The 25,669-nt window shown below is 56.2% G+C and carries 24 protein-coding genes and 1 pseudogene; 15 read left to right on the forward strand and 10 right to left on the reverse strand.

From position 1 onward, the window contains the following. Window positions 1–455 (forward strand): EamA family transporter (locus CW267_RS24945; RefSeq protein ID WP_165787470.1); only part of this gene is annotated, 455 nt, incomplete at its 5' end. A 95-nt stretch (window positions 456–550) separates the two neighbouring features. Here CW267_RS24945 and CW267_RS24950 read toward each other — a convergent pair. Further along, the gene (locus CW267_RS24950) at window positions 551–760 is read right to left on the reverse strand and encodes a DUF1471 domain-containing protein (protein WP_002916131.1); all 210 of its coding nucleotides are present in this window, start codon (window positions 758–760) and stop codon (window positions 551–553) included. Between the two features lie 705 nt (window positions 761–1,465). Between CW267_RS24950 and mrkA the strand changes: the two genes are divergently transcribed. The 5 genes from mrkA (at window position 1,466) to mrkF (ending at window position 7,004) form a co-directional block, all read left to right on the forward strand. Beyond that, window positions 1,466–2,074 (forward strand): type 3 fimbria major subunit MrkA, encoded by a 609-nt coding sequence (gene mrkA / locus CW267_RS24955; protein ID WP_008806369.1) that lies wholly within the window; start codon window positions 1,466–1,468, stop codon window positions 2,072–2,074. A gap of 95 nt (window positions 2,075–2,169) precedes the next feature. After that, window positions 2,170–2,871: a type 3 fimbria chaperone MrkB gene (gene mrkB / locus CW267_RS24960; RefSeq protein WP_012967265.1), complete on the forward strand. Its 702-nt coding sequence runs from the start codon at window positions 2,170–2,172 to the stop codon at window positions 2,869–2,871. A gap of 11 nt (window positions 2,872–2,882) precedes the next feature. Continuing rightward, the gene (mrkC, locus tag CW267_RS24965) at window positions 2,883–5,369 is read left to right on the forward strand and encodes a type 3 fimbria usher protein MrkC (protein WP_008806367.1); all 2,487 of its coding nucleotides are present in this window, start codon (window positions 2,883–2,885) and stop codon (window positions 5,367–5,369) included. Continuing rightward, entirely contained in the window at window positions 5,360–6,355 is a 996-nt protein-coding gene (mrkD, locus tag CW267_RS24970) for a type 3 fimbria adhesin subunit MrkD (RefSeq protein WP_012540632.1), read from the forward strand. Before mrkC ends, mrkD begins: the two co-directional genes overlap by 10 nt. A gap of 13 nt (window positions 6,356–6,368) precedes the next feature. Continuing rightward, window positions 6,369–7,004, forward strand: a complete 636-nt coding sequence (gene mrkF / locus CW267_RS24975) for a type 3 fimbria minor subunit MrkF (protein WP_008806365.1) — start codon at window positions 6,369–6,371, stop codon at window positions 7,002–7,004. 35 nt (window positions 7,005–7,039) lie between these two features. Here mrkF and CW267_RS24980 read toward each other — a convergent pair whose 3' ends face one another. From CW267_RS24980 to CW267_RS25005, 6 genes are all read right to left on the reverse strand, one after another. Further along, entirely contained in the window at window positions 7,040–7,756 is a 717-nt protein-coding gene (locus CW267_RS24980) for an EAL domain-containing protein (protein ID WP_100781239.1), read from the reverse strand. Window positions 7,757–7,899: 143 nt separating this feature from the next. After that, entirely contained in the window at window positions 7,900–8,472 is a 573-nt protein-coding gene (locus CW267_RS24985) for a LuxR C-terminal-related transcriptional regulator (protein WP_162823394.1), read from the reverse strand. Between the two features lie 17 nt (window positions 8,473–8,489). Continuing rightward, window positions 8,490–9,194 (reverse strand): transcriptional activator MrkH, encoded by a 705-nt coding sequence (gene mrkH, locus CW267_RS24990; protein ID WP_048330644.1) that lies wholly within the window; start codon window positions 9,192–9,194, stop codon window positions 8,490–8,492. 382 nt (window positions 9,195–9,576) lie between these two features. Continuing rightward, window positions 9,577–10,455 carry an aldo/keto reductase family oxidoreductase gene (locus tag CW267_RS24995; protein ID WP_100781240.1) on the reverse strand — a complete coding sequence of 293 codons (879 nt, stop codon included), beginning with the start codon at window positions 10,453–10,455 and terminating at the stop codon, window positions 9,577–9,579. Between the two features lie 119 nt (window positions 10,456–10,574). Then, a complete protein-coding gene (locus tag CW267_RS25000; protein WP_008806360.1) occupies window positions 10,575–11,804 on the reverse strand; it encodes an amino acid permease in 1,230 nt (409 codons plus the stop codon). 124 nt (window positions 11,805–11,928) lie between these two features. Then, window positions 11,929–12,390, reverse strand: a complete 462-nt coding sequence (locus CW267_RS25005) for a multidrug/biocide efflux PACE transporter (RefSeq protein ID WP_008806359.1) — start codon at window positions 12,388–12,390, stop codon at window positions 11,929–11,931. Between the two features lie 102 nt (window positions 12,391–12,492). Here CW267_RS25005 and CW267_RS25010 point away from each other — a divergent pair, with 102 nt between their 5' ends. The 3 genes from CW267_RS25010 (at window position 12,493) to ompK26 (ending at window position 15,604) form a co-directional block, all read left to right on the forward strand. Continuing rightward, complete coding sequence (locus CW267_RS25010) at window positions 12,493–13,362, forward strand: LysR family transcriptional regulator (RefSeq protein ID WP_100781241.1); 870 nt, start codon at window positions 12,493–12,495, stop codon at window positions 13,360–13,362. Between the two features lie 118 nt (window positions 13,363–13,480). Continuing rightward, a complete protein-coding gene (locus CW267_RS25015) occupies window positions 13,481–14,659 on the forward strand; it encodes an acetyl-CoA C-acetyltransferase (RefSeq protein WP_008806357.1) in 1,179 nt (392 codons plus the stop codon). A gap of 249 nt (window positions 14,660–14,908) precedes the next feature. Then, on the forward strand, window positions 14,909–15,604 hold the full coding sequence (ompK26, locus tag CW267_RS25020; RefSeq protein WP_012967271.1) for a KdgM family porin OmpK26: 696 nt from the start codon (window positions 14,909–14,911) through the stop codon (window positions 15,602–15,604). A 133-nt stretch (window positions 15,605–15,737) separates the two neighbouring features. Here the strand turns inward: ompK26 and CW267_RS25025 are convergent, their stop codons facing one another. After that, window positions 15,738–16,913, reverse strand: a complete 1,176-nt coding sequence (locus tag CW267_RS25025; RefSeq protein ID WP_008806355.1) for an oligogalacturonate lyase family protein — start codon at window positions 16,911–16,913, stop codon at window positions 15,738–15,740. Between the two features lie 486 nt (window positions 16,914–17,399). Between CW267_RS25025 and kduD the strand changes: the two genes are divergently transcribed. Both kduD and CW267_RS25035 read left to right on the forward strand, forming a co-directional pair. Then, entirely contained in the window at window positions 17,400–18,161 is a 762-nt protein-coding gene (kduD, locus tag CW267_RS25030; RefSeq protein ID WP_012540639.1) for a 2-dehydro-3-deoxy-D-gluconate 5-dehydrogenase KduD, read from the forward strand. Window positions 18,162–18,458: 297 nt separating this feature from the next. Further along, window positions 18,459–19,880 carry a sugar porter family MFS transporter gene (locus CW267_RS25035; protein WP_008806353.1) on the forward strand — a complete coding sequence of 474 codons (1,422 nt, stop codon included), beginning with the start codon at window positions 18,459–18,461 and terminating at the stop codon, window positions 19,878–19,880. On the opposite strand, the gene CW267_RS25040 is transcribed toward CW267_RS25035, so the two are convergent. Next, window positions 19,877–20,872 (reverse strand): LacI family DNA-binding transcriptional regulator, encoded by a 996-nt coding sequence (locus CW267_RS25040; protein ID WP_008806352.1) that lies wholly within the window; start codon window positions 20,870–20,872, stop codon window positions 19,877–19,879. The two genes, CW267_RS25035 and CW267_RS25040, sit on opposite strands and share 4 nt — an antisense overlap. 94 nt (window positions 20,873–20,966) lie before the next feature. On the opposite strand from CW267_RS25040, the gene CW267_RS30925 reads away from it, so the two are divergent. The 4 genes from CW267_RS30925 (at window position 20,967) to CW267_RS25055 (ending at window position 25,273) form a co-directional block, all read left to right on the forward strand. Then, window positions 20,967–21,101, forward strand: a complete 135-nt coding sequence (locus CW267_RS30925; RefSeq protein ID WP_046621754.1) for a hypothetical protein — start codon at window positions 20,967–20,969, stop codon at window positions 21,099–21,101. Between the two features lie 12 nt (window positions 21,102–21,113). Continuing rightward, window positions 21,114–22,355, forward strand: coding sequence for an MFS transporter (locus CW267_RS25045; RefSeq protein ID WP_012540640.1), 1,242 nt, complete (start codon window positions 21,114–21,116; stop codon window positions 22,353–22,355). A 19-nt stretch (window positions 22,356–22,374) separates the two neighbouring features. Further along, window positions 22,375–23,808, forward strand: coding sequence for a glycoside hydrolase family 32 protein (locus CW267_RS25050; RefSeq protein ID WP_032737190.1), 1,434 nt, complete (start codon window positions 22,375–22,377; stop codon window positions 23,806–23,808). 121 nt (window positions 23,809–23,929) lie between these two features. Beyond that, a complete protein-coding gene (locus CW267_RS25055) occupies window positions 23,930–25,273 on the forward strand; it encodes a carbohydrate porin (RefSeq protein WP_022064921.1) in 1,344 nt (447 codons plus the stop codon). Window positions 25,274–25,332: 59 nt separating this feature from the next. On the opposite strand, the pseudogene CW267_RS25060 reads toward CW267_RS25055, so the two are convergent. Continuing rightward, window positions 25,333–25,669, reverse strand: a pseudogene (locus CW267_RS25060) (carbohydrate ABC transporter substrate-binding protein); the annotation flags it as partial.

A 25,669-nucleotide genomic window follows, 5' to 3' on the forward strand; every position in this document is an offset into this window, starting at 1 on the left:
TGGGGATCGGCGCGGCGTTTCTCGGCGCGATCAGTATGGCGCTGGGCACCTGGCTCTCCCGCCGCTGGGCGCTCTCCTTGCCGATTGTCGCGTTGACCGGCTGGCAGCTGGCGATTGGGGGAGTGGTGCTGGCCCCGGTGGCGCTGATCGTTGACCCCCCTCTGCATCAGGTGACAGCGCTGCAGGTCGCAGGCTATCTGTGGCTGTGCGTCGCGGGCGCCATGCTGGCCTATGGCCTGTGGTTCCGGGGGATTGGCCGCCTCTCGCCGGTGGCGGTGTCGGCGATGAGTCTGCTGAGCCCGGTGACCGCCGTGGTGCTGGGATGGATTTTCCTTGGACAAAAGATCCAGGGGATGGCGCTGGTGGGGTTGATCGTGGTGCTGGCGAGCGTGTTGTCTATCCAGCGCGCGCTGGCGCGCCAGGCGGCGGGAGCAAAAACGAAAAAAGCCCCATAACGGGGCTCGACATTGCTGCGTGCGGGGTGGGCGGCGGGAGCCAGACCAGCCACCCGCAGGCGGCCTGTCCGGCAGCTCCCTCTGCAACCATTCGCTTATTTAGACAGCTCGGCGGTCATATGGACCTGGTTGCCGGTGTACGCTTCGGTGATGTGGTAGGAAGCGCCTTGTTCTTTCGCAATGGTCGCGATTTTCGCTTCTGCGCTGTCCAGGGTGTCGGCAGTCACGCTCACCGGATGCGCGAAGCTAGCAAAAGAAACCAGGGAGAGCATACCGGCAGCGGCGAGTAATTTTACGTTTTTCATGGTGTTTGTCCTTTTAACTTTTATGGTGGAAAGCGTGTTTGCTTTCGATGGACTTATAATAAGTCTGCTAACTATAACGTGCGTTGCAAAAAGTGCGATTTAGATCACATTTTTATGGCGGTTTGATGGCGGAAATATGATCGTTTATCGATTTTTTAATTTAAAAACAATGGATTAATGATTTGTTTCTGGAAGGGGATATCACATGGGCTGCCCTTGTTCAGGGAGAGGAATGCGCCTCATTCATGCTTTCATCATTCGTTGTATGAATGGTTTGGTGCTGTTTTCACCACCGCAAAGGCAGATTCAGACTTATCGCGATGGCCTTCCGAGGGCTTTTTCTGCATGCTGTTGCGGTCACTTTCTCTCGCACTGGCGTTAGGCTTGCTGCGCTGTAAACAACCACCCTCTCGTTTTCATCTATCAATGACTGTTTATTAATAGTTGATGGTTATCTGTTATATAACTTAATGAAACGTGAACAAATGTATATTTGTCGGCGAATAAATAGCATTCTTTGACGCCGATAGCACCAGCGAACTGATATTTTTAAGTTCGTTACCTGACGCCTTAAATATTGCGGCTCCCGGTCAGTCGAAGATTCTATTAGCAGTGGCATAAATCAGCATCGCCTGATGTTTCTGGTTCTATGCGAATTCACAGTGTGCTCATTGATTCGTAATTCACTCTGACAAGGAAATGGCAATGAAAAAGGTTCTTCTCTCTGCAGCAATGGCAACCGCGTTTTTTGGCATGACTGCTGCCCATGCAGCTGATACCAATGTTGGCGGCGGCCAGGTTAATTTCTTCGGTAAAGTTACCGATGTATCCTGTACTGTTTCTGTTAACGGCCAGGGCAGCGATGCGAACGTTTACCTGTCTCCGGTAACCCTGACTGAAGTTAAAGCGGCAGCAGCGGATACTTATCTGAAACCGAAATCTTTCACCATTGACGTCTCTAACTGCCAGGCTGCTGACGGCACCAAACAGGATGACGTAACCAAACTGGGCGTGAACTGGACCGGTGGTAACCTGCTGGCTGGCGCAACCAGCAAACAGCAGGGTTACCTGGCGAACACCGAAGCTTCCGGTGCCCAGAACATCCAGCTGGTGCTGTCTACTGACAACGCCACCGCGCTGACCAACAAAATCATCCCGGGTGACAGCACTCAGCCGAAAGCAAAAGGCGATGCTGCTGCTGTAGCCGATGGCGCGCGCTTCACCTACTACGTTGGTTATGCGACCAGCGCACCGACCACAGTAACTACCGGTGTGGTCAACAGCTACGCGACTTACGAAATTACCTATCAGTAATTCCGCCAGAAAATAAAACTGCCCCGCTCCGGGGCAGTTAATAACAATAATAAAGCGGCGATGTCCGCCGCTTGTATTTTTATTCTGAGGTCAGCATGAAGCGTATTGCCCTTTTTTTCTGTTTCATTTTTAGTTTTGCGGCCCATGCCAACAACATTATTGTTAACGGTACCCGCTTTATTTATCCAGGAAATGAAAAAGAAATAACGGTACAGCTTTCAAATAACGCCGACCGTCCGGCACTGGCGCAGGCCTGGCTGGATAATGGCGATGCCGATGCCACACCGGATACCATTACCACCCCGTTTATTATCACCCCGCCGATCTCGCGCGTTGACGCCAAAAGTGGCCAGACGCTGCGTATTAAGCTCGGCAGCAGCGCCGGTCTGGCGAAAGATAAAGAGACACTGTGGTGGCTGAATCTGCTGGAAATTCCACCGGTAGTGGCCAATCAGAAAAATGAAGGCCAGAACGTGCTGCAGCTGGCGATCCGTTCCCGCTTTAAATTTATTTACCGCCCTGCCGGACTGGGCAACCGCGATGCGGCGGCCGAGAAGCTGACGCTGACTGCCAACGGCAGCAGTCTCGCCATCAATAACCCGACGCCGTTCTACATTACCGTCAGCCGTATTTCCCGCGACGGCGGTAAAGCCCTGAACAGCAAAACCGTGATGCTGGCGCCGCAGTCCAGCCAGACGGTAGCACTCTCCTCCGCCGTCAACCGCGGCGAAACCCTGACCGTTAACAACATTAATGACTATGGCGCCGATGTCGCAGTGAAAGTGGCCGTTAAATAAGGGAAAAGCTAATGAAGCAGAGGTCATTCTGCCCGGGAAGATTAAGCACCGCGATAGCCATCGCGCTGTGCTGCTTTCCGCCATTTTCCAGCGGACAGGAAAACCCGGGAACGGTATATCAATTTAACGACGGCTTTATTGTCGGTAGCCGCGAGAAGGTCGATCTGTCTCGCTTTTCGACCAGCGCGATTACCGAAGGCACTTACTCCCTTGACGTCTACACCAACGACGAGTGGAAAGGGCGCTACGACCTGCGCATCGCGCGCGACAAAGACGGTAACCTTGGCGTTTGCTACACCAAAGCGATGCTGACGCAGTACGGCATCGCGGCGGAAAAGCTTAACCCAAAGCTCAGCGAACAGGAGGGGTACTGTGGTAGCCTCAAATCCTGGCGTAACGAAGAAAACGTCAAAGACAACCTGGTCCAGTCCTCCCTGCGGTTGAACATTTCGGTACCGCAGATCTATGAAGATCAACGTCTGAAAAACTATGTCAGCCCGGAGTTCTGGGACAAAGGCATTACTGCGCTCAATCTGGGCTGGATGGCCAACGCCTGGAACAGCCACACCTCTTCGGTCGGCGGCTCGGATAACAGCAGCGCCTATCTTGGCGTCAACGCCGGCCTGTCGTGGGACGGCTGGCTGCTGAAGCACATCGGCAACCTGAACTGGCAACAGCAGCAGGGTAAAGCGCACTGGAACAGCAACCAGACCTATCTCCAGCGCCCCATTCCGCAGCTCAACTCCATCGTCAGCGGCGGTCAGATTTTTACCAATGGTGAATTTTTCGACACCATCGGTCTGCGTGGGGTCAACCTTTCCACCGATGACAATATGTTCCCGGATGGCATGCGCTCGTATGCCCCGGAAATTCGCGGCGTGGCGCAGAGCAACGCCCTCGTCACCGTGCGCCAGGGCAGCAACATTATCTATCAGACCACCGTTCCGCCCGGGCCGTTTACCCTGCAGGATGTCTATCCTTCCGGCTATGGCAGCGACCTTGAGGTCTCGGTGAAAGAGGCGGATGGCTCGGTGGAAGTGTTTAGCGTGCCTTACGCTTCCGTCGCCCAGCTGTTGCGCCCGGGAATGACCCGCTACGCGCTCTCCGCCGGTAAAGTGGACGACAGTTCTCTGCGCAACAAGCCGATGCTCTATCAGGCCACCTGGCAGCACGGGATCAACAACCTGCTGACCGGCTATACCGGGGTCACGGGTTTCGACGACTATCAGGCCTTCCTGGTGGGGACCGGGATGAACACCGGCATCGGCGCGCTCTCCTTTGACGTGACCCATTCGCGGCTGAAGAGTGATACCCATGATGATTCGGGGCAGAGCTATCGCGCCACCTTTAACCGCATGTTTACCGATACCCAGACCAGCATCGTGCTGGCGGCGTATCGCTACTCGACGAAAGGTTATTACAACCTCAACGACGCGCTGTATGCCGTCGATCAGGAAAAAAACAGCCGCAGCAACTACACCCTGTGGCGGCAGAAAAACGGCATGACCTTCACCGTGAACCAGAACCTGCCGGACGGCTGGGGCGGGTTTTATCTGAGCGGTCGCGTCTCCGACTACTGGAACCGCTCCGGGACCGAGAAGCAGTATCAGGTCAGCTACAACAACTCATTTGGTCGTCTCTCCTGGTCGGCGAGCGCGCAGCGCGTTTACACGCCAGACAGCTCCGGTCATCGCCGCGACGATCGCATTTCACTTAACTTCAGCTACCCGCTGTGGTTTGGCGATAACCGCACTGCCAACCTGACGTCGAACACCTCGTTCAACAACTCGCGCTTTGCCAGCTCGCAGATTGGTATCAACGGTTCGCTGGACAGTGAAAACAACCTTAACTACGGCGTGTCGACCACCACGGCCACCGGCGGCCAGCACGACGTGGCGCTCAACGGCAGCTACCGTACGCCATGGACCACGCTCAACGGCAGCTACAGCCAGGGCGAAGGCTATCGCCAGAGCGGCCTGGGCGCCAGCGGGACGATGATCGCCCATAGCGGCGGCGTGGTGCTCTCGCCCGAAAGCGGCTCGACGATGGCGCTGATTGAAGCCAAAGACGCTGCCGGCGCCATGCTCCCGGGGTCGCCGGGCACCCGTGTGGACAGCAATGGTTACGCCATCCTGCCGTATCTGCGCCCGTACCGGATTAACGCCGTCGAGATCGACCCGAAAGGTAGCCTTGACGATGTCGCCTTCGATCGCACCGTGGCGCAGGTTGTGCCGTGGGAAGGCAGCGTGGTTAAGGTGGCGTTCGGCACCACGGTGCAGAACAACCTCACGCTGCAGGTGCGCCAGGCGAACCATGAGCCGCTGCCGTTTGCGGCGAGTATTTTCTCTCCTGATGGTAAGGAGATCGGCGTTGTCGGCCAGGGCAGCATGATGTTTATCAGCGATGCGAATGCCAAACGCGCGATTGTGAAGTGGAGCGGCGGGCAGTGTTCGGTGGATCTGGGACCGCAAACAACAAAGGATAGCGTATGTCGCTGAGGAAATTACTAACGCTTTTTATCGTCTTAATGGCGCTGGGAACCACCTCCTCCTGGGCCGTCTGTACGCGCCTTTCTTCGCCAACGGTGATGCTGGACATGGTGGTGGGCAGGGTGGTGGTGCCTCCGGATCTGCCGGTGGGGTCGGTGATCCTCACCCGCGACTGGACGATGAGCGCCCCCGGCGGCGCGAGCTATCGCTGTACCTCCGGCACCAACCGCTTCGCGGCAAAGATTGTTGCGCCAGGGGCCACGGACCTCGGGAATAAAATCTATTCCACCAACGTGCCGGGTATCGGCATGCGTTTCAGCCGCGGCGGCGCGACGGTCAATATCGTCTATCCCGACGTCTTTTCGTCTCGGGTATCGGGTACCACCAACTATTCGCTGGAGGGATCGCGCTTTACCCTGGAGATAATCAAAACCGCGGCAACCACCGGCAGCGGCACCCTGGCAACAGGGAAATACACCTCCTATGACTGGGAGAGCGGCGGCAACCCGATCCTCGAAACCTATCTGAGCGCCAACGCCATCACCGTGGTCTCGCCCTCCTGTACGGTGATGAGCGGGAAGAATATGAATGTCGATGTGGGCTCCATCCGGCGCAGTGACCTGAAAGGGGTGGGCACTACCGCGGGCGGGAAAGATTTTAATATCGATCTGCAGTGCAGCGGCGGCCTGAGCGAAACCGGGTATGCCAACATCAGCACCTCGTTTTCCGGAACGTTGGCTACCAGCACGACGGCGACTATGGGCGCGTTGCTCAATGAAAAGGCCGGTAGCGGTATGGCAAAAGGCGTCGGTATTCAGGTACTGAAGGATGGATCGCCGCTGCAGTTTAATAAGAAATACACCGTTGGCCGCTTGAATAATCAGGAGATCCGCTACATCACCATACCGCTGCACGCGCGCTTTTATCAGTATGGCCCGACGACCAGCACCGGCGAGGTGGAGTCGCATATGATCTTTAACCTGACGTACGATTAATACGGGAGGGGGAATGAAGGGATTGCCGAAACACACTATCGCGTGGCTGATATTCTGCGGCAGCCTCGCCGCCCCCTCGGCGTGGGGTTTCGAGACCAATTATGACCGCGGACGGGTCGAATTTGCCGGGCGGGTGACGGATATTTCCTGCAGCGTCGCGCTGAATGGCGGTCAGCATGCCGGCAATGGCAACGTCTGGCTGGCGCCGGTCAGCCTGGCGGAAGTGCACGATCGCGGGGCCGGGGCGTTTATGAAGCCGCAGCCATTTACCCTGGCGCTGTCAAACTGTCAGTTGCGCCATGACGGTGGGGCCGCCTCGCAGGACGAAGTGCGACGGGTCAGCGTTCGCTGGATTGACGGTTTTTTACTGACGGCGGTCGGGAATGAGAATGCGGGCTATCTGGCCAATACCTTGCCAGATGGGGCGCAGAATATTTATCTGGCACTGTCGACCAATGATAATAATACGCTGGATAAAAGTAATAAAATTGTCCCGGCGGACCCGCAGCAAAATCAGGTGCATTTGCAGGAAAACGCGGTCAGCGGTGGGCTGTTCACCTATTACGTGGGCTACGTTTCGCCAACGCCAAAAAGCGCCACCAGTGGGCCGATTACCAGTTGGGCAACGTGGGAATTAGTTTATAATTAAGCAATGCAAAAAAGCCGGAGAATCCCCGGCTTTTTTTATCGGGTAATATCTTCAGCAACCAGTTGTTCAATACTGACTTCCTGCCAGTAATGGCCCTGAATGGCAAACCACTCCATTCCCTGCAACCATTTTTTATGGTCTTCGCTTTCCACCCCCTCAATAATCACGTTGTGATGATTGCGGGATAAAAAGGTCACCAGGGCATCCATTAACTGGCGACCGGACTCTTTGCGCATCAGATGCCAGAAAAAATCTTTATCAATTTTGACATAGTCAAAATGATAACCTCTGATGGCGTTAATCCCTGCATAGCCTGAGCCGAAGTCATCGAGCCACAGCGAGGTATCTTGCGGGTTTTGCCAGGCGGCCAGGGAATTATTGAGAAGATTCTCGGCGTTTTCGGTCACTTCGAAATGGACGCAGGCGAGTGCGGTAATTTTATCTTTTATTTCCTTCTGACGCAGCAGATTCAGGATATGGTCATCGACGTTAATGGTGGCGGAAATATTGTTGCGTAAAAACCAATCTTTATGTTTTTCAATCAATGCCAGTTGCTCGAGAAAAATACGCTCACGAACCGCCGCGGTAGCATGACGAAAAAAATACTCAGGAGAGACGGTAAGATTATCGAAGCGGCTCAGGCATTCAACCGCGACTAAGGTACCTTGTGGGGAAAACATTTTCTGAAAGACGTAGCGTACAGCGATATCATTACGAGATAAAATGTTGTCTTCGGTTATTTTAGTGTTCATTATCCCTCATCACGAGGTTAGTCAGACAATAGGCAGAGGATACACTAATTATAGGCTACCTGATGATTAATGGGAATGGCAGGAAATGTAAATCAACAGCGAATAAGTACGCTTTATCCGCTGTTGATTTACTGGAGCATAATTTAACATTGATGGAGTGCGGCAATACGCTGGTTCATCGCGCGGGAATTATCAATGCCCAGCTTTTGCATGATATGGATACGATGGCTGTGAACCGTTTTATGAGCAATGCCGAGCAGGGCGGCAATACGCTTGTTATTATTGTTGGCAATCAGCAGTTCGAGGATCTGGCACTCTCGTGGCGACAGCTGTTTGCGCAACCTTCGCGGTGGCAGTTCGCTGGCGCCCTCTGCGCGCTTGACGATAGAGGAAAAAAGAGATAATGGAGATTTTTCGCTAATAATCATAGCATTATCAATAGTTATCAACTCTCTGCACAGGGCGACAATGTCGCTTTTCACCACCAGTACCGGCTGTTGGCAGCGCTGCAGAGAAAGGCGAAGCGCGTTCAGCAGGTCGACGATTCTGATGGCAGAAATATCCTTATTAATTAAATTGAAAATAACCGTCTGAGCCAGTGGTAGATGTTTCCCATGGATAACGTCGCCATAACCAAGACGGGTGATATTTTCATGGCTATCAATAAGGTAGTGATAGATTGAGTGACCAATGAGATTATCATTGGTGTACAGCAATATACTGTCCAAGGGTATCAGATTCTCTTTTTGCGCTTGGCTTCTAAGATCAGGTCCAGCAGTATCTTCTCTATTCTGCGCTGGTCATCGAGATGGCGGAACTTAAACTGGCAGGATATCTGATAGTAGCTTTCACTCTCTTCATTGGCGTCATCAAGGGTGATAACAATGACATTCTTTATCACCAGGTCAATGGTGATCTCACCATATTCCGCGAGCATCAGTACAGCATTTTTCAGTAAGGCGTTATGACTGAGAAATTTCAGGTTCGGCGTCCTGGTCATCAATGCGCAACCGCCATCTGAAATGTCTTTGATGTCGAAAAGATAGTTTTCGCCATTTTTATGGCGACCGCGGCAATAAAAATCATGTTCGTGGCGTAAACGAAAACGGGGATCGCGGCGGCGCTGTACGACCTGCAGACATTCAGGCAAAGAAAAGGCGTAGCGGATACCTTTATCCACACCGCTATTGTCATGTTTTGTCAGGGGTGCATTAAACTCTATTTTCCCTGAATCACTATGCAGGAGAAAGCGAATTTTATGCCCCGGCGGGATTTTGCGGTGAGTCTGAATATGGAACTCGGCAAAATCCACACGTGTCAGTTGGGTTACGATACTCGTGTTGTTAAAAAATATTTCAATTTCAGTACGTTTGCGCAACTCCTCTCTGAAAATAGCAATAATTTCATACTTACTGGTCTTTATCGTTCCCTCTGTCATGTGCATCCCTTGTAAATAGTTGTCGTGAGGCGTTTGATTTTTCTTATAGCAATAGCAACATTCTGATTGGGTTAATCAGATGTTTTTATGAGCGTTTGATGTTATTGGCTATCTTTGCAGCCAGATTGATATGTATAAACTTGGAATTTGATATTGTGTTTCCTGTAATCAAGAGTTTCAAATTTTGGTCATGACAAAAACGACAACGGCCTCCATGCTGGAGACCGGTCGAAGGATAAAAACAGTAGTTTGATTAACGGGGATAATGAGAAAACGATCGTCGATCACACCCCATTTGTAAGATCTATAGTGCCAGCAGTGTTGAGGTTTTTCCAGGCAAATATTAAGGATAGCTGTCGTTCCCCCCATTTCTCCCCACGGGTCAGAGGCGTGCGCGGGTGGCGATATTATCGAGGATGCGCAGGGCGTCGGCCGGCAGGACCAGCTGCGCGGCGGCAATATTTTCCGCCAGATGCGTGCGGGAAGACGTGCCGGGGATCAGCAGAATATTCGGCGAACGCTGAAGCAGCCAGGCCAGGGCGACCTGCATCGGCGTCGCCTCAAGCGAGGCCGCGACCTCGTTCAGCTCCTGCGCCTGGAGTGGCGTAAAACCACCCAACGGGAAGAAGGGCACCCACGCGATGTGCTGCGCGGCGAGCGCATCGACCAGCGCGTCGTCGGCGCGATGGGCAATGTTATAGAGGTTTTGCACGCAGACGATGGGCGTCATTTTCTGCGCATCCGCGACCTGTTTTGCCGTCACGTTGCTGAGGCCGATATGGCGGATCAATCCCCGCGCTTTGAGCTCCAGCAGGGTAGTGAGCGGCGCCTCCAGCGAGCCTTCCACCGGGCCGTGAGGGCTGAGCATACTGCGCAGGTTCACCACCTCCAGCACGTCGAGCCCCAGGTTACGCAAATTATCCTCGACGGCCTGGGTCAGTTCGGCAGGCGACATGGCCGGCAGCCAGTTGCCCTTCTCGTCGCGGCGGGCGCTAACCTTGGTGACAATACACAGGTCGTCAGAATAGGGATGGAGCGCTTTGCGGATCAATTGATTGGTCACATGCGGACCGTAAAAATCAGAGGTATCGATATGGTTTACCCCGGCCTCGACGGCGGCCTGCAGGACGCGCACCGCCTCTTCGGGATCTTTCGGCGGGCCGAAGACGCCGGGGCCGGCCAGCTGCATCGCGCCATAACCCAACCGATAAACCTGGCGATCGCCGAGCGTGCCGCGACCGGATAAGGTGACACTGGACATACGAACTCTCCTTACGGTGGCTAAGCCGTAAGTGTAATCCGCTCAGGGGAAAGGGAAGGGCGAGAATGTTGTCAGAATGTGCGGCAGCGGCTCAGGTAAGCCGCTGCCGCCAGAGGCGATTAGCCAAAGAACATCACTGAAACGCAGAGCAGGCCGACCACCAGCGTAATGGCGTTACCCACCGAGCGGTACGGTTTAAGCGCTGGAATAAGCCAGGTGGACAGCGTGGGCATGATAAACAGGATCATGGCGATAAGCGGCCCGCTGATGGCGTAGATCATCGAAATGGCATTCGGGTTGATAAAGCACACCGCAAAGGTGAAGGCGGAGACCAGCAGGATCGACATCGCCCGGTTGAAGGCGCGGCTCTTACGCACGCCGACCAGCCCCAGCGAACTCTTGACGATTTCACTGGCGCCTTCAATCACCCCGAAGTAGGTGCCAAGGAAGGATTTAGACATGGCGACCACGGCAACGATGATGCCGGTTACCGCCAGCCAGCCGGGCGCGCCCGGCACCATCGACAGGGCGGAAAGGATGGTCACCCCCTGATCGCGGGCGCTTTCAATATAGGTCGCCGGGATCGCCAGCAGACAGCTGAAGACGAAAAACAGCACGCTGGCGCAGATGATGGTGTAGGCCACCTTCATGATTTTTTTGCATTTACCCATGGCCAGGTCGCCATGTTTCTCCTGCTGGTCGATAGCAAAAGTAGAAATGATCGGCGTATGGCTAAAAGCGAAAACCATCACGGGAATGGAGATCCAGATCTGATGGAGCGTGTGCGTGCTGAACTGCATCTGGCTGGTGAGGTGCTCAGGATGCCAGTCGCGGATTAAATAGAGGGAGAGAAACAGGAAGCAGGCGATAAGCGGGAAGACCAGAAAGCCCATCACCTTGATGGTGACCTGCCGACCCATGAGAAAGATCAGGTTGAGGACCAGCACAACGCCCAGGCTCAGCAGCGCGCGCAGCGTGGGGGTCACCGGCGTACGATGCGCCACCTGCTCGGCCAGCGAGTTGGTGATGGCCACGGCATAGATGAGCACCACGACGAAGAAGGCGAGGAAATAGAGGCCGGTGATCAGGTTGCCGATTTTCTTACCATAGTAGTGATTGACTGCGCCGGTGATCCCGGTTCCCGGCGCGATATTGGCCGAGAGAATAAACTGGCTCAGCGCTTTGTGAGGCCAGTAGGTGAGCGGCCAGGCGACCAGCGCGGTGATGAACAGGACAATGGCGCCAGCCGAACCCAGCTGGATCGGTAGAAATAGCGTCCCAGCGCCTACTGCAGTGCCATATAAGGCAAAACTCCATAGAGTTTCTTCTTTAGACCAAATTTTAGACATTATGCGACTTTATCAACCGGTAAACCAAAAAAAAGGAGTGCAATTTACCATATTTATGGTTCGTCTGTTGCGATAGTTTTTGGTGATAAAGTCGCGGCGGATCGTGGAGGATCCGCCCGGGGCACTACCCGCGCGCCGGCTGGCGTGGGCGGCGGCGGCGGATAACGCGCTCGCGCAGGGTGTCCCATGCCCAGTTAAACGCCATGGTGTAGGGCAGGAAGAAGAGCATGAAGCCGATCTCCAGCATAAACGCCTGCAAGAGCGATACGCCCAGCACGATCGCCACCATGGTGACGCCAATGATGATGAATCCGGTCTCAAAGCCCAGCGCGTGCAGCGCACGCACTTTCAGCTGGCGGGGAAAGCGGGAGACCGGCCACAGGCGATCGAACATCGCGTTATAGATGATGTTCCATACCATCGCCAGGGTGGCGAGCAGAATACTCAGCCCGCCCATCTCCACGACCGAGCGCTGCATCAGCCAGGCGGCGGTAGGGGCGAGGATCAGCGTCGCCAGTCCTTCGAAGGTGATGGCGTGGATAACGCGTTCCGTAAGCGTCTTGCGCTGATGAGGGATCTGTTGCATGGCGAGCGACCTCCAGTTTTAGCCTGAACAGGAAATTACCCGGCATTTTATGGAAAAACATGATAAACAAAAGATAGAAACCATCGATAAAGTAGATAGATTATGCGTTATTCCCCGGAAGCGTTAACCGCCTTTGTGGAGGCGGTTGACTGCGGATCGTTTTCCGCTGCCGCCCGTCGCCTGCGTAAAAGCCAGTCGACGATCAGTACCGCTATCGCCAACCTGGAGGCCGATCTCGGCGTGACCCTCTTTGACAGGGCAACGCGGCAGCCGACGCTGACGCCGCAGGGGGAGCAGGTGCTGAGCTACGTCAAAGCGATCCTCGCCGCCAGCGAGCGGTTGGATGAGCTGGCGATGTCGCTCGCCGGTGAGACGGAACCGCGACTGACCTTCGTGCTCTCGGACACCCTGCACCCGGACGTGCTGGAAGATCTGCTGGTGCAGTTTGACCGCCGCTTTCCCCATACCGAGTTTGAGTGTTTGATTGGCGAAGACGAGGATGTGATCGATCTCCTGCAAAAAGCCCGCGCCCAGGTGGGGCTGATTGAGGCCAGAGATCGCTACCCGACCGACATCGGCAGCACCCGCCTGCCGCTGCAGACGGCGATGGGCATTTACGTGGCGCCTGACCATCCGCTGGCGGCGCAGGGCAAGGTCGTCTGGGATGAGCTGCGCAGCTGGCGTGAGCTGCGGTTGAGCACCTTTCTGGCCAGCGCCACCGAACCTGCCGCAGGTCAGGTCTGGTCGGCGCCAAACTACCTGCTGCTGCTCAGCATGGCAGTGCAGGGATTCGGCTGGTGCATTCTGCCCTGTGCGCTGGTGGCGGAGTTTGCGCCGCAGGGCGGGCTGGTGGCGCTTGACATTCCCGGCTGGCCGCGGGCGATTTCGGTCGATCTGCTGTGGAATAAGAAAGCGCCGCCGGGGGCGGCCGGCAGCTGGCTGCGTGAGCATCTGCAGCGGCGTGAACGTTAATAAAAAGCGGTTTCTTTGTGATTGGCTTCACTTTTTTTAAACAATTACAAAGTTTTTTGATAACAATTATCTAGTATATCGCTGTTTCTTTGCGCAAAAGCATGGGCAGGGGTAGAGGATGAAGGATGTCGTGATCGTCGGGGCGCTGCGAACGCCGATTGGCTGCTTTCAGGGCGCCTTATCGCGCCATTCAGCCGTCGAGCTGGGGAGTGTGGTATTGAAAGCGCTGGTTGAGCAGACAGGGATCGATCCGCAGAGTGTGGATGAGGTGATCCTCGGCCAGGTGCTGACCGCCGGTACCGGGCAAAACCCCGCGCGCCAGTCCGCAATTCGCGGCGGGCTGCCTAACACTGTATCGGCCATTACCATCAACGACGTCTGCGGCTCCGGCCTGAAGGCTTTGCACCTCGCCACCCAGGCGATTCAGTGCGGGGAAGCGGATGTGGTGATCGCCGGCGGCCAGGAGAATATGAGCCGCGCTCCGCATGTACTCACCGACAGCCGCACCGGCGCCCAGTTGGGCAACAGCCAGCTGATTGACAGCCTGGTGCATGACGGCCTGTGGGATGCCTTCAACGATTATCATATGGGCGTTACGGCGGAAAACCTCGCCCGGGAATACGGCATCAGCCGCGAACTGCAGGACGCGTGGGCGCTCAGCTCACAGCATAAGGCGCGCAAGGCGATTGATTCCGGCCGCTTTCGCGACGAGATTGTCCCGGTGATTACCGAGCATAACGGCGCGGCGCGCACCGTGGATACCGATGAACAACCGCGGGTGGATGCCAGCGCGGAAGGATTGGCCAGCCTGCAGCCCACCTTCGACCGCCTCGGGTCGGTGACCGCCGGCAACGCCTCCAGCATCAACGACGGCGCGGCGGCGGTGATGATGATGAGTGAAGCCAAAGCCCTTGAACTGGGGCTGCCGATCCTCGCGCGGATCCGCGCCTTCGCCAGCGTCGGCGTCGATCCGGCGCTGATGGGTATTGCCCCGGTGCACGCCACCCGTCGCTGTCTGGAGCGGGCCGGCTGGCGGCTGGACGACGTCGATCTGATCGAAGCCAATGAGGCCTTTGCCGCTCAGGCGATCTCGGTTGGCCGGGTACTGGAGTGGGATGAACGGCGGGTCAACGTCAACGGCGGCGCGATCGCGCTCGGCCACCCCATCGGCGCCTCCGGCTGCCGGATCCTGGTATCGCTGGTGCATGAAATGATCAAGCGTGATGCCCGTAAAGGGCTGGCGACGCTGTGCATCGGCGGCGGTCAGGGCGTGGCGCTGGCGGTAGAGCGCGCCTGACGCTCTGTCTCGATCTACATGGCCTCCTGCGGGAGGCCTTTTTTATGCGCCGCGCTTTGCCGAACCCTGCTTTTTCTCGCGTATTTCACTTCCCCCCTGGCGAATTTATTGAGCTCCGTCACGTCTTGTTGTGCCACATTTTTTGAAACAAATAACTACGATCCTGGTCACTAAAACTAAGGTGCTTAAAAAATAAAATAACGTTTCATAAAAACGAAATGACATTTTATTTATTATAAGGGGTACCCTATGTTAAAACGATCTCTGGTTCTGGCCGCCCTCTGTGGTATGTCTTTTGCGGCGACTGCGGTAACGATAGATTTACGTCATGAATTCATTGATGGCGGTAAGAGCGATAAAAGTAATGCCGACCGCGTCTCCGTTTCCCACCGTTTTGCCAACGGGCTAGGCTTTACCGTCGAGGCCAAATGGCGTTCGGGTGGCGACAACGGTTCGCAGCCCTATTCAGATGTGGTGGGTAATGGTCATGAAGACACCATTAGCTGGCGCTGGAAAGCAACGTCGAACTTTTTCCTCACCCCCGGGTTTACCATTGAGAGCAACGACAGCCGCTCCATCTACAAGCCGCACCTCCACGTGCAATACAGCTTCGACAACGGCTTCTATGTCGCCGCTCGCTATCGCTATGAATACACCCGCTATCCGAACAACGCCGGTAAAGATGATGACAAAGTTAACCGCGGCGATGCGTGGGCCGGGTTTGCGCTTGGTGACTGGCGTACAGAGCTGAACTATGTCTATGCCCGCAGTTCCGAGGGGGTCAGCCGTAACGACAACAAACCCTACTCGCAGGAATATAACGTGAAGGTGGCTTATAAGCTGGATAACAACTGGTCACCGTATGGTGAAATTGGCAACGTCGGGGTGAACGACCGCAGCGATCGTCAGACCCGCTTCCGCGTTGGGGTGGCCTACTCGTTCTGACAGACCATTCAGCCCTCATCGTTTGTTTTCCCCGGCGCCGTCAGCCGGGGTTTTTTATGGGGGAAAGAGAAGGGACAAAAAAGCCCTCCACGAAGAAGGGCAAGGCCAGTTACAGAAAGAAGTGTGGTGTGGATCAGGCGCTCAGCATTGGCGGATGCTCGGGTAATTTCGCGATATAGATGGCCGGTTTACCGTCTTTATCGGAGCTGAACAGAATGGCGCTGTCGTCCGGGGTAAACGAGGGGTGTGGATGAGTCACCTGACGGCTGTTGGCCACCGTCGCCCACGAGGTATCATGACGCGCGACGCGGAAGTAGCGTTTTTGCGCCACGTTAAAGACATACAGATAAGGATCGTTATCAATGGAGTAGCCGCCGGTATCTTTGACATCCACCGGGGTCCCTGAGCCATCGCCCACCAGCAGCGTGCCGTCGAAATTGCTCATCAGATGCGAGCAGGCCGGCATCGTCATCAGGGCCTCGTTGACGCCGCTTTCGGGATCAAAGCGATAGATCGTCCGCCCCTGCTGACCTTTCAGATAGGAGACGTAGATCAGCGCCGAACCGTCCGGTACCCAGAATTCATGGGTGCAGCTTTCGCCCGGGGCATGCGTTTTCACTTTGCGGACGTGGCTGCCATCTTCATTGACCAGCCACATGCGGGCGTCCACCAGATCGTGCGGCCCTTCATGGCAGAAGGCGACGGTGTGGTCGTCGAAGGGACGATAGATTGGGTGTCCCAACCAGATTTTTTCCTCATGGATCACCTGGCTCTCACCGCTGTGCAGATCGACGCGCAGCAGGCGGCAGTGTGGTCCTTTGTGAAAGAAGTCATGGAAAATCTGCCAGTCGTTGAGCGGCGTCCAGTCGCTTTTCGCAATCTCAATGCCCACCAGTTTGCTGCAATCGCTGTTTGCCACCCAGGTGCCGTAGCCGACCCAGTCATCACTGACGCGATAAACTTCGCGCTCAACGAGGGTGGTCAGATTCACCTCCAGCAGGGTGCGGTCATTTTTCACGTAATAAAGCGACTTATCGTCCGGGGAGAGGAAGCCGCCGAAGGTGTTATCCCCGGCGCCTTCCGTCAGCTGGATGGCCTCGGCGCTGGCGATATTCAGCAGATAGTAGTTCCAGTGGCCGTCAAACTCGCCGGCGAACAGTAAATGGCTGCCATCGTTAAAAAAACACTTCTGATAGAAGTAGTTGCGATGACAGGTGACCTCCGGAGGGGTTAAGCGGGTAACTTCCGCTCCGGTATCCGGATCGTGGCTGACCTGATAATTCAGTTTGACCCGCATGCCTTTAGCCATGTAGTGCTCCTTTCTTTCCTGCGATGCCGCTGGACCAGAGGCGTGTCGCTGTGTGATGTGTTTTAAAAGATGAGTGTTAATTTATCAAAACGTCGTTTCATTATTTGTGATGCCTCACGCAGTTCAGCGTAATTCCCGCATTTTCAGCGGCCTGCTGGCCTCTCTTTGTTCGCCTCTCCAGACAACCGGTTGAATCATCGTCCTTTTAACACCTCTCCCGCCCGGCGCGTGCCGCCGGGTGCCTTCGCTTTTTCTTTTTTTGTAATCGCCATCATAAAAAATGAAACATCGTTTTAAATATTATTGAAAATGACAGGGGGCAGGGCTAAGATGGCACCCATCAGCAAAAACGGAACTCTGTTTTATTTTCATTATGGTGGGCTATGCCCGAGAGTTCACCCCACGCTCAGCTCCGCCATCGGCGTGGGCAGGGCCGAGAGAACCTTGCCTGCACGCAGCAGGCTCTGAACGATTAAGGAACACATTATGATTCTTGATGCATTCTCCCTGCAGGGAAAAGTAGCCGTCGTGAGCGGATGCGATACCGGTTTAGGTCAGGGAATGGCCCTCGGGCTGGCGGAAGCAGGTTGCGATATTGTTGGTATCAATATCGTCGAGCCCGTGGAAACCATCGAACGGGTGACGGCGCTGGGACGCCGCTTTCTCAGCCTGACCGCCGACCTGCGCCAGATCGACGGTATCCCCCAGCTGCTGGAGCGTGCGGTGGCGGAATTCGGCCATATTGATATTCTGGTCAATAACGCCGGGCTGATCCGCCGCGAGGACGCGCTGGCGTTCAGCGAAAAGGACTGGGACGACGTCATGAACCTGAACATCAAGAGCGTATTTTTCATGTCCCAGGCGGCGGCGAAGCACTTTATCGCCCAGGGCAGCGGCGGGAAGATCATTAACATCGCCTCCATGCTGTCATTCCAGGGCGGGATCCGTGTGCCATCGTATACGGCGTCCAAAAGCGCGGTGATGGGCGTGACCCGCCTGCTGGCGAACGAATGGGCCAAACACAATATCAACGTCAACGCCATCGCTCCGGGGTATATGGCGACCAATAACACCCAGCAGCTGCGCGCTGACGAACAGCGTAGCAGCGAAATTCTCGACCGCATTCCCGCCGGGCGCTGGGGCCTGCCGGCCGATCTGATGGGGCCGGTGGTATTCCTTGCCTCCCCAGCTTCCGATTACATCAATGGCTACACGGTGGCGGTGGACGGCGGCTGGCTGGCGCGCTAACCCCCTCCGCGAGGCCGGGGCGGTGAGTATCGCACCGGCCGAGTGAGCAATTATTGTCCATATCAATAAGTGATAATCGTCCATATTCTATATCGCCTGATTAATGTTACTGCCCTGTATGGACAGGGTTATTCACTATGACAAACGCATTTTTTGTTCCTTAGAAAGTTTAATGTCCATCACAAAACCTCTCCTGCCAGCAAAATAGTCCATATCTTTGGCTTATCCAGCCTGACAAACTCCTCCGCCAGTCACGTACTTTCGTCCTATGTCTTTCTCTGTGTGGCAGGAATAAAAATGACTTCAATCAGTAACGACTCTGCATTAACGCCGCGGACACAACGTGACACCCGGCGGATGAACTGGTTTGTTTCTATCGCTGCGGCGGTAGCGGGGTTGCTCTTTGGCCTGGATATCGGCGTGATATCCGGGGCGCTGCCCTTTATTACCGACCACTTCACCTTATCCAGCCAGCTTCAGGAGTGGGTGGTCAGCAGTATGATGTTGGGGGCGGCGATCGGTGCGCTGTTTAACGGCTGGCTGTCGTTCCGCCTCGGCCGTAAATACAGCCTGATGGCGGGGGCTGTGCTCTTTGTTGCCGGCTCTATCGGCTCCGCTTTTGCCGCCAGCGTGGAGGTGCTGCTGATAGCCCGCGTGGTGTTGGGGGTGGCCGTCGGGATCGCTTCCTATACCGCGCCGTTGTACCTCTCCGAGATGGCCAGTGAGAACGTGCGCGGGAAAATGATCAGTATGTACCAGCTGATGGTGACCCTCGGCATTGTGCTGGCGTTTCTTTCCGATACCGCCTTTAGCTACAGCGGTAACTGGCGCGCCATGTTAGGCGTGCTGGCACTGCCGGCGGTGATCCTGATTATTCTGGTCGTCTTTTTGCCGAACAGCCCGCGCTGGCTGGCGGAGAAAGGACGCCATATCGAAGCGGAAGAGGTGCTGCGGATGCTGCGCGATACCTCGGAAAAGGCGCGCGACGAGCTTAACGAGATCCGTGAGAGCCTGAAGCTGAAGCAGGGCGGCTGGGCGTTGTTTAAGGTCAATCGTAACGTGCGCCGGGCGGTGTTCCTTGGCATGCTGCTGCAGGCGATGCAGCAGTTCACCGGCATGAACATCATCATGTACTACGCGCCGCGTATCTTTAAAATGGCGGGCTTTACCACTACCGAACAGCAGATGATCGCCACTCTGGTGGTGGGCCTGACCTTTATGTTTGCCACCTTTATTGCGGTGTTCACGGTGGATAAAGCGGGTCGTAAGCCGGCGCTAAAAATCGGCTTTAGCGTGATGGCGCTGGGCACCCTGGTGCTGGGTTACTGCCTGATGCAGTTCGACAATGGCACCGCCTCCAGCGGTCTCTCCTGGCTTTCCGTCGGCATGACCATGATGTGTATTGCCGGGTATGCGATGAGCGCGGCGCCGGTGGTGTGGATCCTCTGCTCCGAGATCCAGCCGCTGAAATGCCGCGATTTCGGTATCACCTGCTCGACCACCACCAACTGGGTGTCGAACATGATCATCGGCGCCACCTTCCTGACGCTGCTTGACGCGATTGGCGCCGCCGGTACCTTCTGGCTCTACACGGTGCTCAACGTGGCCTTTATCGGCGTCACCTTCTGGCTGATCCCGGAAACCAAGAATGTCACCCTCGAGCACATTGAGCGCAACCTGATGGCGGGCGAGAAGCTGCGCAACATCGGTAACCGTTAATGTGAGGCGCGCGGCAACCACGGGCTGGCGACTTTGCGCGTCTCCCGATGGTTGTCGCCGTGAATGATATGCAGGGCGCTCAGGCGCCCGATGTCGTAGTGCGGCAGCTGCACCGTGGAGAGCGGCGGCAGAAACAGATCGCCAATGCCCACCATATTGTCGTATCCCACCACCGCCACGTCCTGGGGAATGCGTAACCCCTGACCCAGCAGCGTCTGATAGACCATAAACGCGATGCGATCGTTGCCGCAGATCACCGAGTCAAAGCCAGGTTTACCCTCGCGGATATGCGCCAGCACCACCGCCGGGATATCGTGGTAATGCTCATCGCCCTGGCCCATATACGAATGGATCAGATGGTCCGGTTCGATACCCGCCTCCCGGCAGGCGCGCTCCAGCCCCTGGCGGCGGCGGATCGTCGCCAGCTGGCTGGCGGGTAAGTGCAGGCACAGCGGATGACGATAGCCAGCGGCAAGCAGGGCTTTCACCGCGTCGTACTGGCCCTGTTCATCGTCCGGGATATAGCTGGCCACCGGCTGGCTGAGGCTTTCGCAGTTGGCCAGCACGCAGGGCAGAGTCAGCAGTTTGTCCGGCAGCGGCACCTGGCGCAGCCCCATGGTGGTAAAGATAATGCCGTCCGGACGGTGGGAGAGGAGCAGGTCGACCACCGCTTCCGGACTATCGTCCGAAAACATGTTGACCACAAAGCTGTTCCAGCCGTGGGCGCGGGCGGTCTCTTCGATCGAGAGGGTGATCTCCACCGAAAAGGGCGTGGTGACGGTATCCAGCGCCAGCACGCCGATGGTGCTGGGGGTGGCGCGCGCCCCGCGGATCTTCTTCGCCGACAGGTCGGGGACGTAGTTGGTCTCGGCGATGGCGGCCTGCACGCGGGCCAGGGTCTCCGGCTTGAGCCGCTCCGGGGTGTTCAGCGCCCGCGAGACGGTCATCAGAGATACATTCGCCAGTTTTGCTACATCTTTCAGGGACGCCATTTTTTCCTCCGCCGTGGCTGCAGAGTACAGGCTATACAACTAAGTCGCTGATGTAAAAGAGTGAAACGATTTTCTGCTATCTCCGTCCTGAACGCTGCCGCGGTTAATATTTGATCGCGATCGCATCTTCATTATGTTAACGTTAACTTTTGTGATTAACATCATGTATCGCAGCGAATCCCCCTGCGTTTTGTTTTTTGTTAACGTTACCATAATTGCATTCCTCTAACACGAGAATGTCATGATGAAAGCGCATCACTCACACAGTTACCCGTTGCTCAGTGCCTTACTGTTTTTCTTTTTCGTGACCTGGTCGTCATCCGGCTCCTTGCTCTCTATCTGGCTTCACCAGGAGGTTGGGTTAAAGGCTGGCGATACCGGTATTATCTATGCCGTACTGTCGGTTTCCGCGCTGTTTGCGCAAGTTTGCTATGGCTTCATTCAGGACAAACTGGGGCTGCGCAAACATCTGCTCTGGTATATCACCGCGCTGCTGATCCTCTCCGGTCCGGCGTATCTGCTGTTCGGCCACCTGCTGAAGATTAACGTCCTGTTGGGCAGCATCTTCGGCGGGATCTACATCGGCCTGACCTTTAACGGCGGCATTGGCGTGCTGGAATCCTACACCGAGCGCGTGGCGCGTCAGAGCCAGTTTGAATTCGGCAGGGCACGGATGTGGGGCTCGCTCGGCTGGGCGGTGGCCACCTTCTTCGCCGGCCTGCTGTTTAATATCAATCCGCAGCTTAACTTCCTCGTCGCCAGTTGCTCAGGGCTGGTGTTCTTTATCCTGCTGGCGCGGCTGCGGGTCTCCTCGGCGCCGCATGCGATGCAGGAGGCGGTATCGGGCGGTAAGGTGACGCTGGAAGATGCACTGCGCCTGCTGACGCTGCCTCGGTTCTGGGCGCTGGTCTTTTTCGTCATCGGCACCTGCATCTACGGCGTCTATGACCAGCAGTTCCCGGTCTATTTCTCATCGCAGTTCGCGACCCTGCAGGAAGGCAATGAGATGTATGGTTATCTCAACTCCTTCCAGGTGTTCCTCGAGGCGGCCGGCATGTTCTGCGCGCCGTGGCTGGTGAACCGTATCGGCGCCAAGAACGGTCTGATTTTCGCCGGCATGGTGATGGCGATGCGCATGGTGGCCTCTGGCCTGGTGGAGGGGCCGCTGCTGATCTCCATTACCAAACTGCTGCACGCGGTGGAGCTGCCGATACTGCTGGTGGCTATCTTTAAGTACAACAGCATCAACTTTGATAAACGCCTCTCCTCCACCCTCTATCTGGTGGGTTTCGCCTGCACCAGCTCGATCATTGCCAGCGTCTTGTCGCCGCTGGCGGGCTACAGCTATGAAAAATATGGCTTCGCCCAGTCCTATCTGATCATGGGCCTGCTGGTGTTCTGCACCACCTTTATCTCCATCTTCTTGTTGCGCTCCGGTAAATCCTCGGCCGATCCGCTGGTGTCGCAACCTACCGCTATCTGAATCAAAAAGAGTGAAAATGATGACTTACACAATCTCCCGGGCTGAACAGGTACTGCAGACACAACGCCAGGCGCTCAATCTGCGCTGGTATCCACACTATCACCTGGCGGCCCGCGCCGGGTGGATCAACGACCCTAACGGTCTGGTGTGGTTCGACGGCTGGTACCATGCCTTTTATCAGCATCACCCGTATTCCACCCAGTGGGGGCCGATGCACTGGGGGCACGCGCGCAGTAAGGATCTGGTGCACTGGGAGCACCTGCCGGTGGCGCTGGCGCCGGAGGGGCCGGAAGATAAAGACGGCTGCTTCTCCGGTTCGGCCGTGGTCGATGGTGATACCCTGGCGCTGATTTACACCGGGCATAAGTTCCACGGCGATCCTGGCGACGAAGCCAATCTGTATCAGGTGCAGTGTCTGGCCACCAGCCGCGACGGGATCCACTTTGAGCGCCAGGGGATGGTGGTCGACACCCCTCCAGGCATGCACCACTTCCGCGATCCGAAGGTCTGGCGGGAAGGGGATAGCTGGTACATGATCGTCGGCGCGCGTGAAGGCGATACCGGCCAGGTACGGCTGTACCGTTCAACCGATCTGCGCCAGTGGCAGGATGCGGGCGTGCTGGATGAAGCGGAAAGCACCATGGGCTACATGTGGGAGTGCCCGGACTTCTTCACTCTCAACGGCAAGCGCGTCCTGATGTTTTCCCCACAGGGGATGCAGGCCGAAGGATTCCGCAACCGCAATCTGTTCCAGAGCGGCTATCTGATCGGCGAGTGGCAGCCGGGGCAGCGTTTTATTCGCCACGGCGAATTCAGGGAGATGGACCACGGCCACGATTTCTATGCCCCGCAAAGCTTCGCCACCCCCGATGGCCGGCGGATCGTGATTGGCTGGCTGGATATGTGGGAATCGCCGCTGCCGGAGCAGCAGGACGGCTGGGCGGGCATGCTCTCCCTGCCGCGCGAGCTGAGCCTGAGCGCGGATAACCGCCTGCAGATGCGCCCGGCGAAAGAAGTGGAGAGCCTGCGCGGCGCCTGGTTCCCGTGGCCGGTCAGCACCCTGAACAACCAGCAGACGACGATGGTCGACAACTGCGAGGCGATGGAGGTGCACCTGCGCTGGGACTGCGCCCGCAGCAGCGCTGAGCAGTATGGTCTGCGCTTTGGCGAGGGCCTGCGCATCTACGTGGATGCCCAACAGCAGCGTTTGGTGGTGGAGCGGCATTATCCGCAGTTTGGCCTGTGCGGGACGCGCAGCGTGCCGTTGACCGCCGGGGCGGATCTCAACCTGCGGATATTTTTCGATAGCTCTTCGGTTGAGGTTTTCGTCAATGATGGCGAAGCCTGCCTGAGCAGCCGTATCTATCCGCAGGTCCCTTGCCGTGAATTAGCGTTATTTGCCTGGAGCGGCTCAGCTGCATTAACTGAAGCCGGCGCCTGGCAGCTCGAATAATAATAAGGCTGTTGTCGTTAATAACCCGTCTTTGACGATGGGCGGGTTATTATTGCCTGCATCGTCGTGCGTTACCCATTAATAACAAATTCAGTTCATTCCATAATAAAAGGGTTTACCGATGAATAAAATCTGGGTCGGGTGTTTTCTCACGTCTCTGTATCTGCCATCCGTTATGGCGCAGGCGCCGTTATCGCTGGAGGAGCGACTGGCGCAAATGGAGCAGCGGTTAAAGGCAACGGAGGCGCGCGCCGCCAGCGCAGAGGCGGAAATTAAGACACTGAAAGGCCAGCAGCAGGCCACGACGGTCGCCCGCGCGGCGCCGGCTACGCCGCGCCTGCAGCTAAACGACAATGGCGAATTAAAATTTTATGGCGACGTCGAATTTAACCTCGATGGCGCCAGCCGCACCGGCAGTCTGACGTCGGTCAAAACCAGCGCGAATAAAAGCTGGGCGCCGGGCGATAAAGAACGCTGGGATATTAATGGTCGTATTCTGCTGGGGATTGACGGCAGGCGTAATGGCGCTGACGGAAAATATGCCGGATTCAGCGTGCAGCCCCTGGCGGATATGGATGGCAAAATGAATCTCGACGATGCGGTATTTTTCTTTGGTCAGCAGGATGACTGGAAAATAAAAATAGGCCGCTTTGAAGCCTGGGATATGTTCCCCCTGAATCAGGACACCTTTATTGAATATTCAGGCAATACCGCCAACGATCTCTATTCCGACGGCTATGGCTATATTTACATGATGAAAGAGGGGCGCGGGCGCAGCAGCAGCGGCGGCAACCTTCTGTTCAGCAAAACGGTGGATAACTGGTATTTCGAGGTTAACACCCTGGTGGAGGACGGCAGTTCGCTGTTTGTCGATCAGAACTATCATGGTAATGCGCTGGAAAACCGCAAAAATGTGGTGTACGTGCGGCCGGTGGCGGTGTGGCAGTCCGGCGCCTGGTCGGCGGCCGCGGCGATAGAGAGCAATCTCGTCAACAATGCTTACGGCTATCAGAACCAGAGCGGACGCTGGGTCGACCAGTCAAATCGCACCGGCTACGGGCTGACCATGAGCTGGAACACCCTGAAAAGCGACCCGCAGGATGGGGCGGTGGTCAATCTGAGTACCGCCCTGCTGGACGCGGCGGACGAAACCGACTTCAGCGCCGGAATTAACGCCCTGTGGCATCGCGTGGAGCTGGGCTATATCTACGCGCATAACAAAATCGACCAGTTCAATATGGCCGGGGTGACCAGCGAATGTGATGGCGACTGCGCAATTCTCGCGCCGGGGCGCTATGACATCCATACCCTGCACACCTCCTGGCAGTTGCCGAATATTATGGCGATGCCGAACTTCAATATTTACCTTGGCGCCTATGCTTCGTGGCTCGATTCCACGGCAGCGAAGAGCGGGAATCCCGATGAACGCTACGGCGCTCGGGTGCGTTTTAAATATTTTTTCTGACAGGATACTCAGGCAGGCTCTCCCGCGGCGGATGCCGCGGGAGAGTTCAGACGGGCAGGTTAGCGCATCGCGCGGCGCAGAATGCGGTCGGTCTGGCGCTGGAAGTCCTCGGCCGCTTCTTCCACCGACTTTTTACCGTAGTCGATGTACTGCAGGGTAGTGCCGAACTGGGCGACAATCTGCGGGTCGTCGAAGTACGGGGAGACCGGCAGGGTCGTGGGCAGGGATTGTGCCAGTTTCAGGCCAGACACCGCCGGATCGTCGGCTTTGATGATCCCGTCCTCGGTCAGGTAGTTGACCGCCGCTTTACTCAGTGGTACTCCACGCTCCAGTCCGAGAATATCCACCCCTTCTTTACTGTTCAGCAGGAAGTTAATCACTTTCGCCGCCGCCTGC

Origin of the sequence: Klebsiella sp. X1-16S-Nf21 (assembly GCF_002837615.1) — a bacterium.
GTDB lineage: Bacteria > Pseudomonadota > Gammaproteobacteria > Enterobacterales > Enterobacteriaceae > Klebsiella > Klebsiella variicola.

Excerpts from the sequence above, each read along its gene's own strand:
- mrkH (WP_048330644.1), bottom strand. The coding sequence starts at position 9,194 with ATGACAGAGGGAACGATAAAGACCAGTAAGTATGAAATTATTGCTATT.
- CW267_RS25025 (WP_008806355.1), bottom strand. The coding sequence starts at position 16,913 with ATGGCTAAAGGCATGCGGGTCAAACTGAATTATCAGGTCAGCCACGAT.
- mrkD (WP_012540632.1), top strand. The coding sequence starts at position 5,360 with ATGTCGCTGAGGAAATTACTAACGCTTTTTATCGTCTTAATGGCGCTG.
- CW267_RS24980 (WP_100781239.1), bottom strand. The coding sequence starts at position 7,756 with ATGAACACTAAAATAACCGAAGACAACATTTTATCTCGTAATGATATC.
- kduD (WP_012540639.1), top strand. The coding sequence starts at position 17,400 with ATGATTCTTGATGCATTCTCCCTGCAGGGAAAAGTAGCCGTCGTGAGC.
- mrkB (WP_012967265.1), top strand. The coding sequence starts at position 2,170 with ATGAAGCGTATTGCCCTTTTTTTCTGTTTCATTTTTAGTTTTGCGGCC.
- CW267_RS25045 (WP_012540640.1), top strand. The coding sequence starts at position 21,114 with ATGATGAAAGCGCATCACTCACACAGTTACCCGTTGCTCAGTGCCTTA.
- mrkC (WP_008806367.1), top strand. The coding sequence starts at position 2,883 with ATGAAGCAGAGGTCATTCTGCCCGGGAAGATTAAGCACCGCGATAGCC.
- CW267_RS25010 (WP_100781241.1), top strand. The coding sequence starts at position 12,493 with ATGCGTTATTCCCCGGAAGCGTTAACCGCCTTTGTGGAGGCGGTTGAC.
- CW267_RS24995 (WP_100781240.1), bottom strand. The coding sequence starts at position 10,455 with ATGTCCAGTGTCACCTTATCCGGTCGCGGCACGCTCGGCGATCGCCAG.
- CW267_RS25055 (WP_022064921.1), top strand. The coding sequence starts at position 23,930 with ATGAATAAAATCTGGGTCGGGTGTTTTCTCACGTCTCTGTATCTGCCA.
- CW267_RS25050 (WP_032737190.1), top strand. The coding sequence starts at position 22,375 with ATGACTTACACAATCTCCCGGGCTGAACAGGTACTGCAGACACAACGC.
- mrkA (WP_008806369.1), top strand. The coding sequence starts at position 1,466 with ATGAAAAAGGTTCTTCTCTCTGCAGCAATGGCAACCGCGTTTTTTGGC.
- mrkF (WP_008806365.1), top strand. The coding sequence starts at position 6,369 with ATGAAGGGATTGCCGAAACACACTATCGCGTGGCTGATATTCTGCGGC.
- CW267_RS25040 (WP_008806352.1), bottom strand. The coding sequence starts at position 20,872 with ATGGCGTCCCTGAAAGATGTAGCAAAACTGGCGAATGTATCTCTGATG.
- ompK26 (WP_012967271.1), top strand. The coding sequence starts at position 14,909 with ATGTTAAAACGATCTCTGGTTCTGGCCGCCCTCTGTGGTATGTCTTTT.
- CW267_RS24950 (WP_002916131.1), bottom strand. The coding sequence starts at position 760 with ATGAAAAACGTAAAATTACTCGCCGCTGCCGGTATGCTCTCCCTGGTT.
- CW267_RS25005 (WP_008806359.1), bottom strand. The coding sequence starts at position 12,390 with ATGCAACAGATCCCTCATCAGCGCAAGACGCTTACGGAACGCGTTATC.
- CW267_RS25015 (WP_008806357.1), top strand. The coding sequence starts at position 13,481 with ATGAAGGATGTCGTGATCGTCGGGGCGCTGCGAACGCCGATTGGCTGC.
- CW267_RS25000 (WP_008806360.1), bottom strand. The coding sequence starts at position 11,804 with ATGTCTAAAATTTGGTCTAAAGAAGAAACTCTATGGAGTTTTGCCTTA.
- CW267_RS25035 (WP_008806353.1), top strand. The coding sequence starts at position 18,459 with ATGACTTCAATCAGTAACGACTCTGCATTAACGCCGCGGACACAACGT.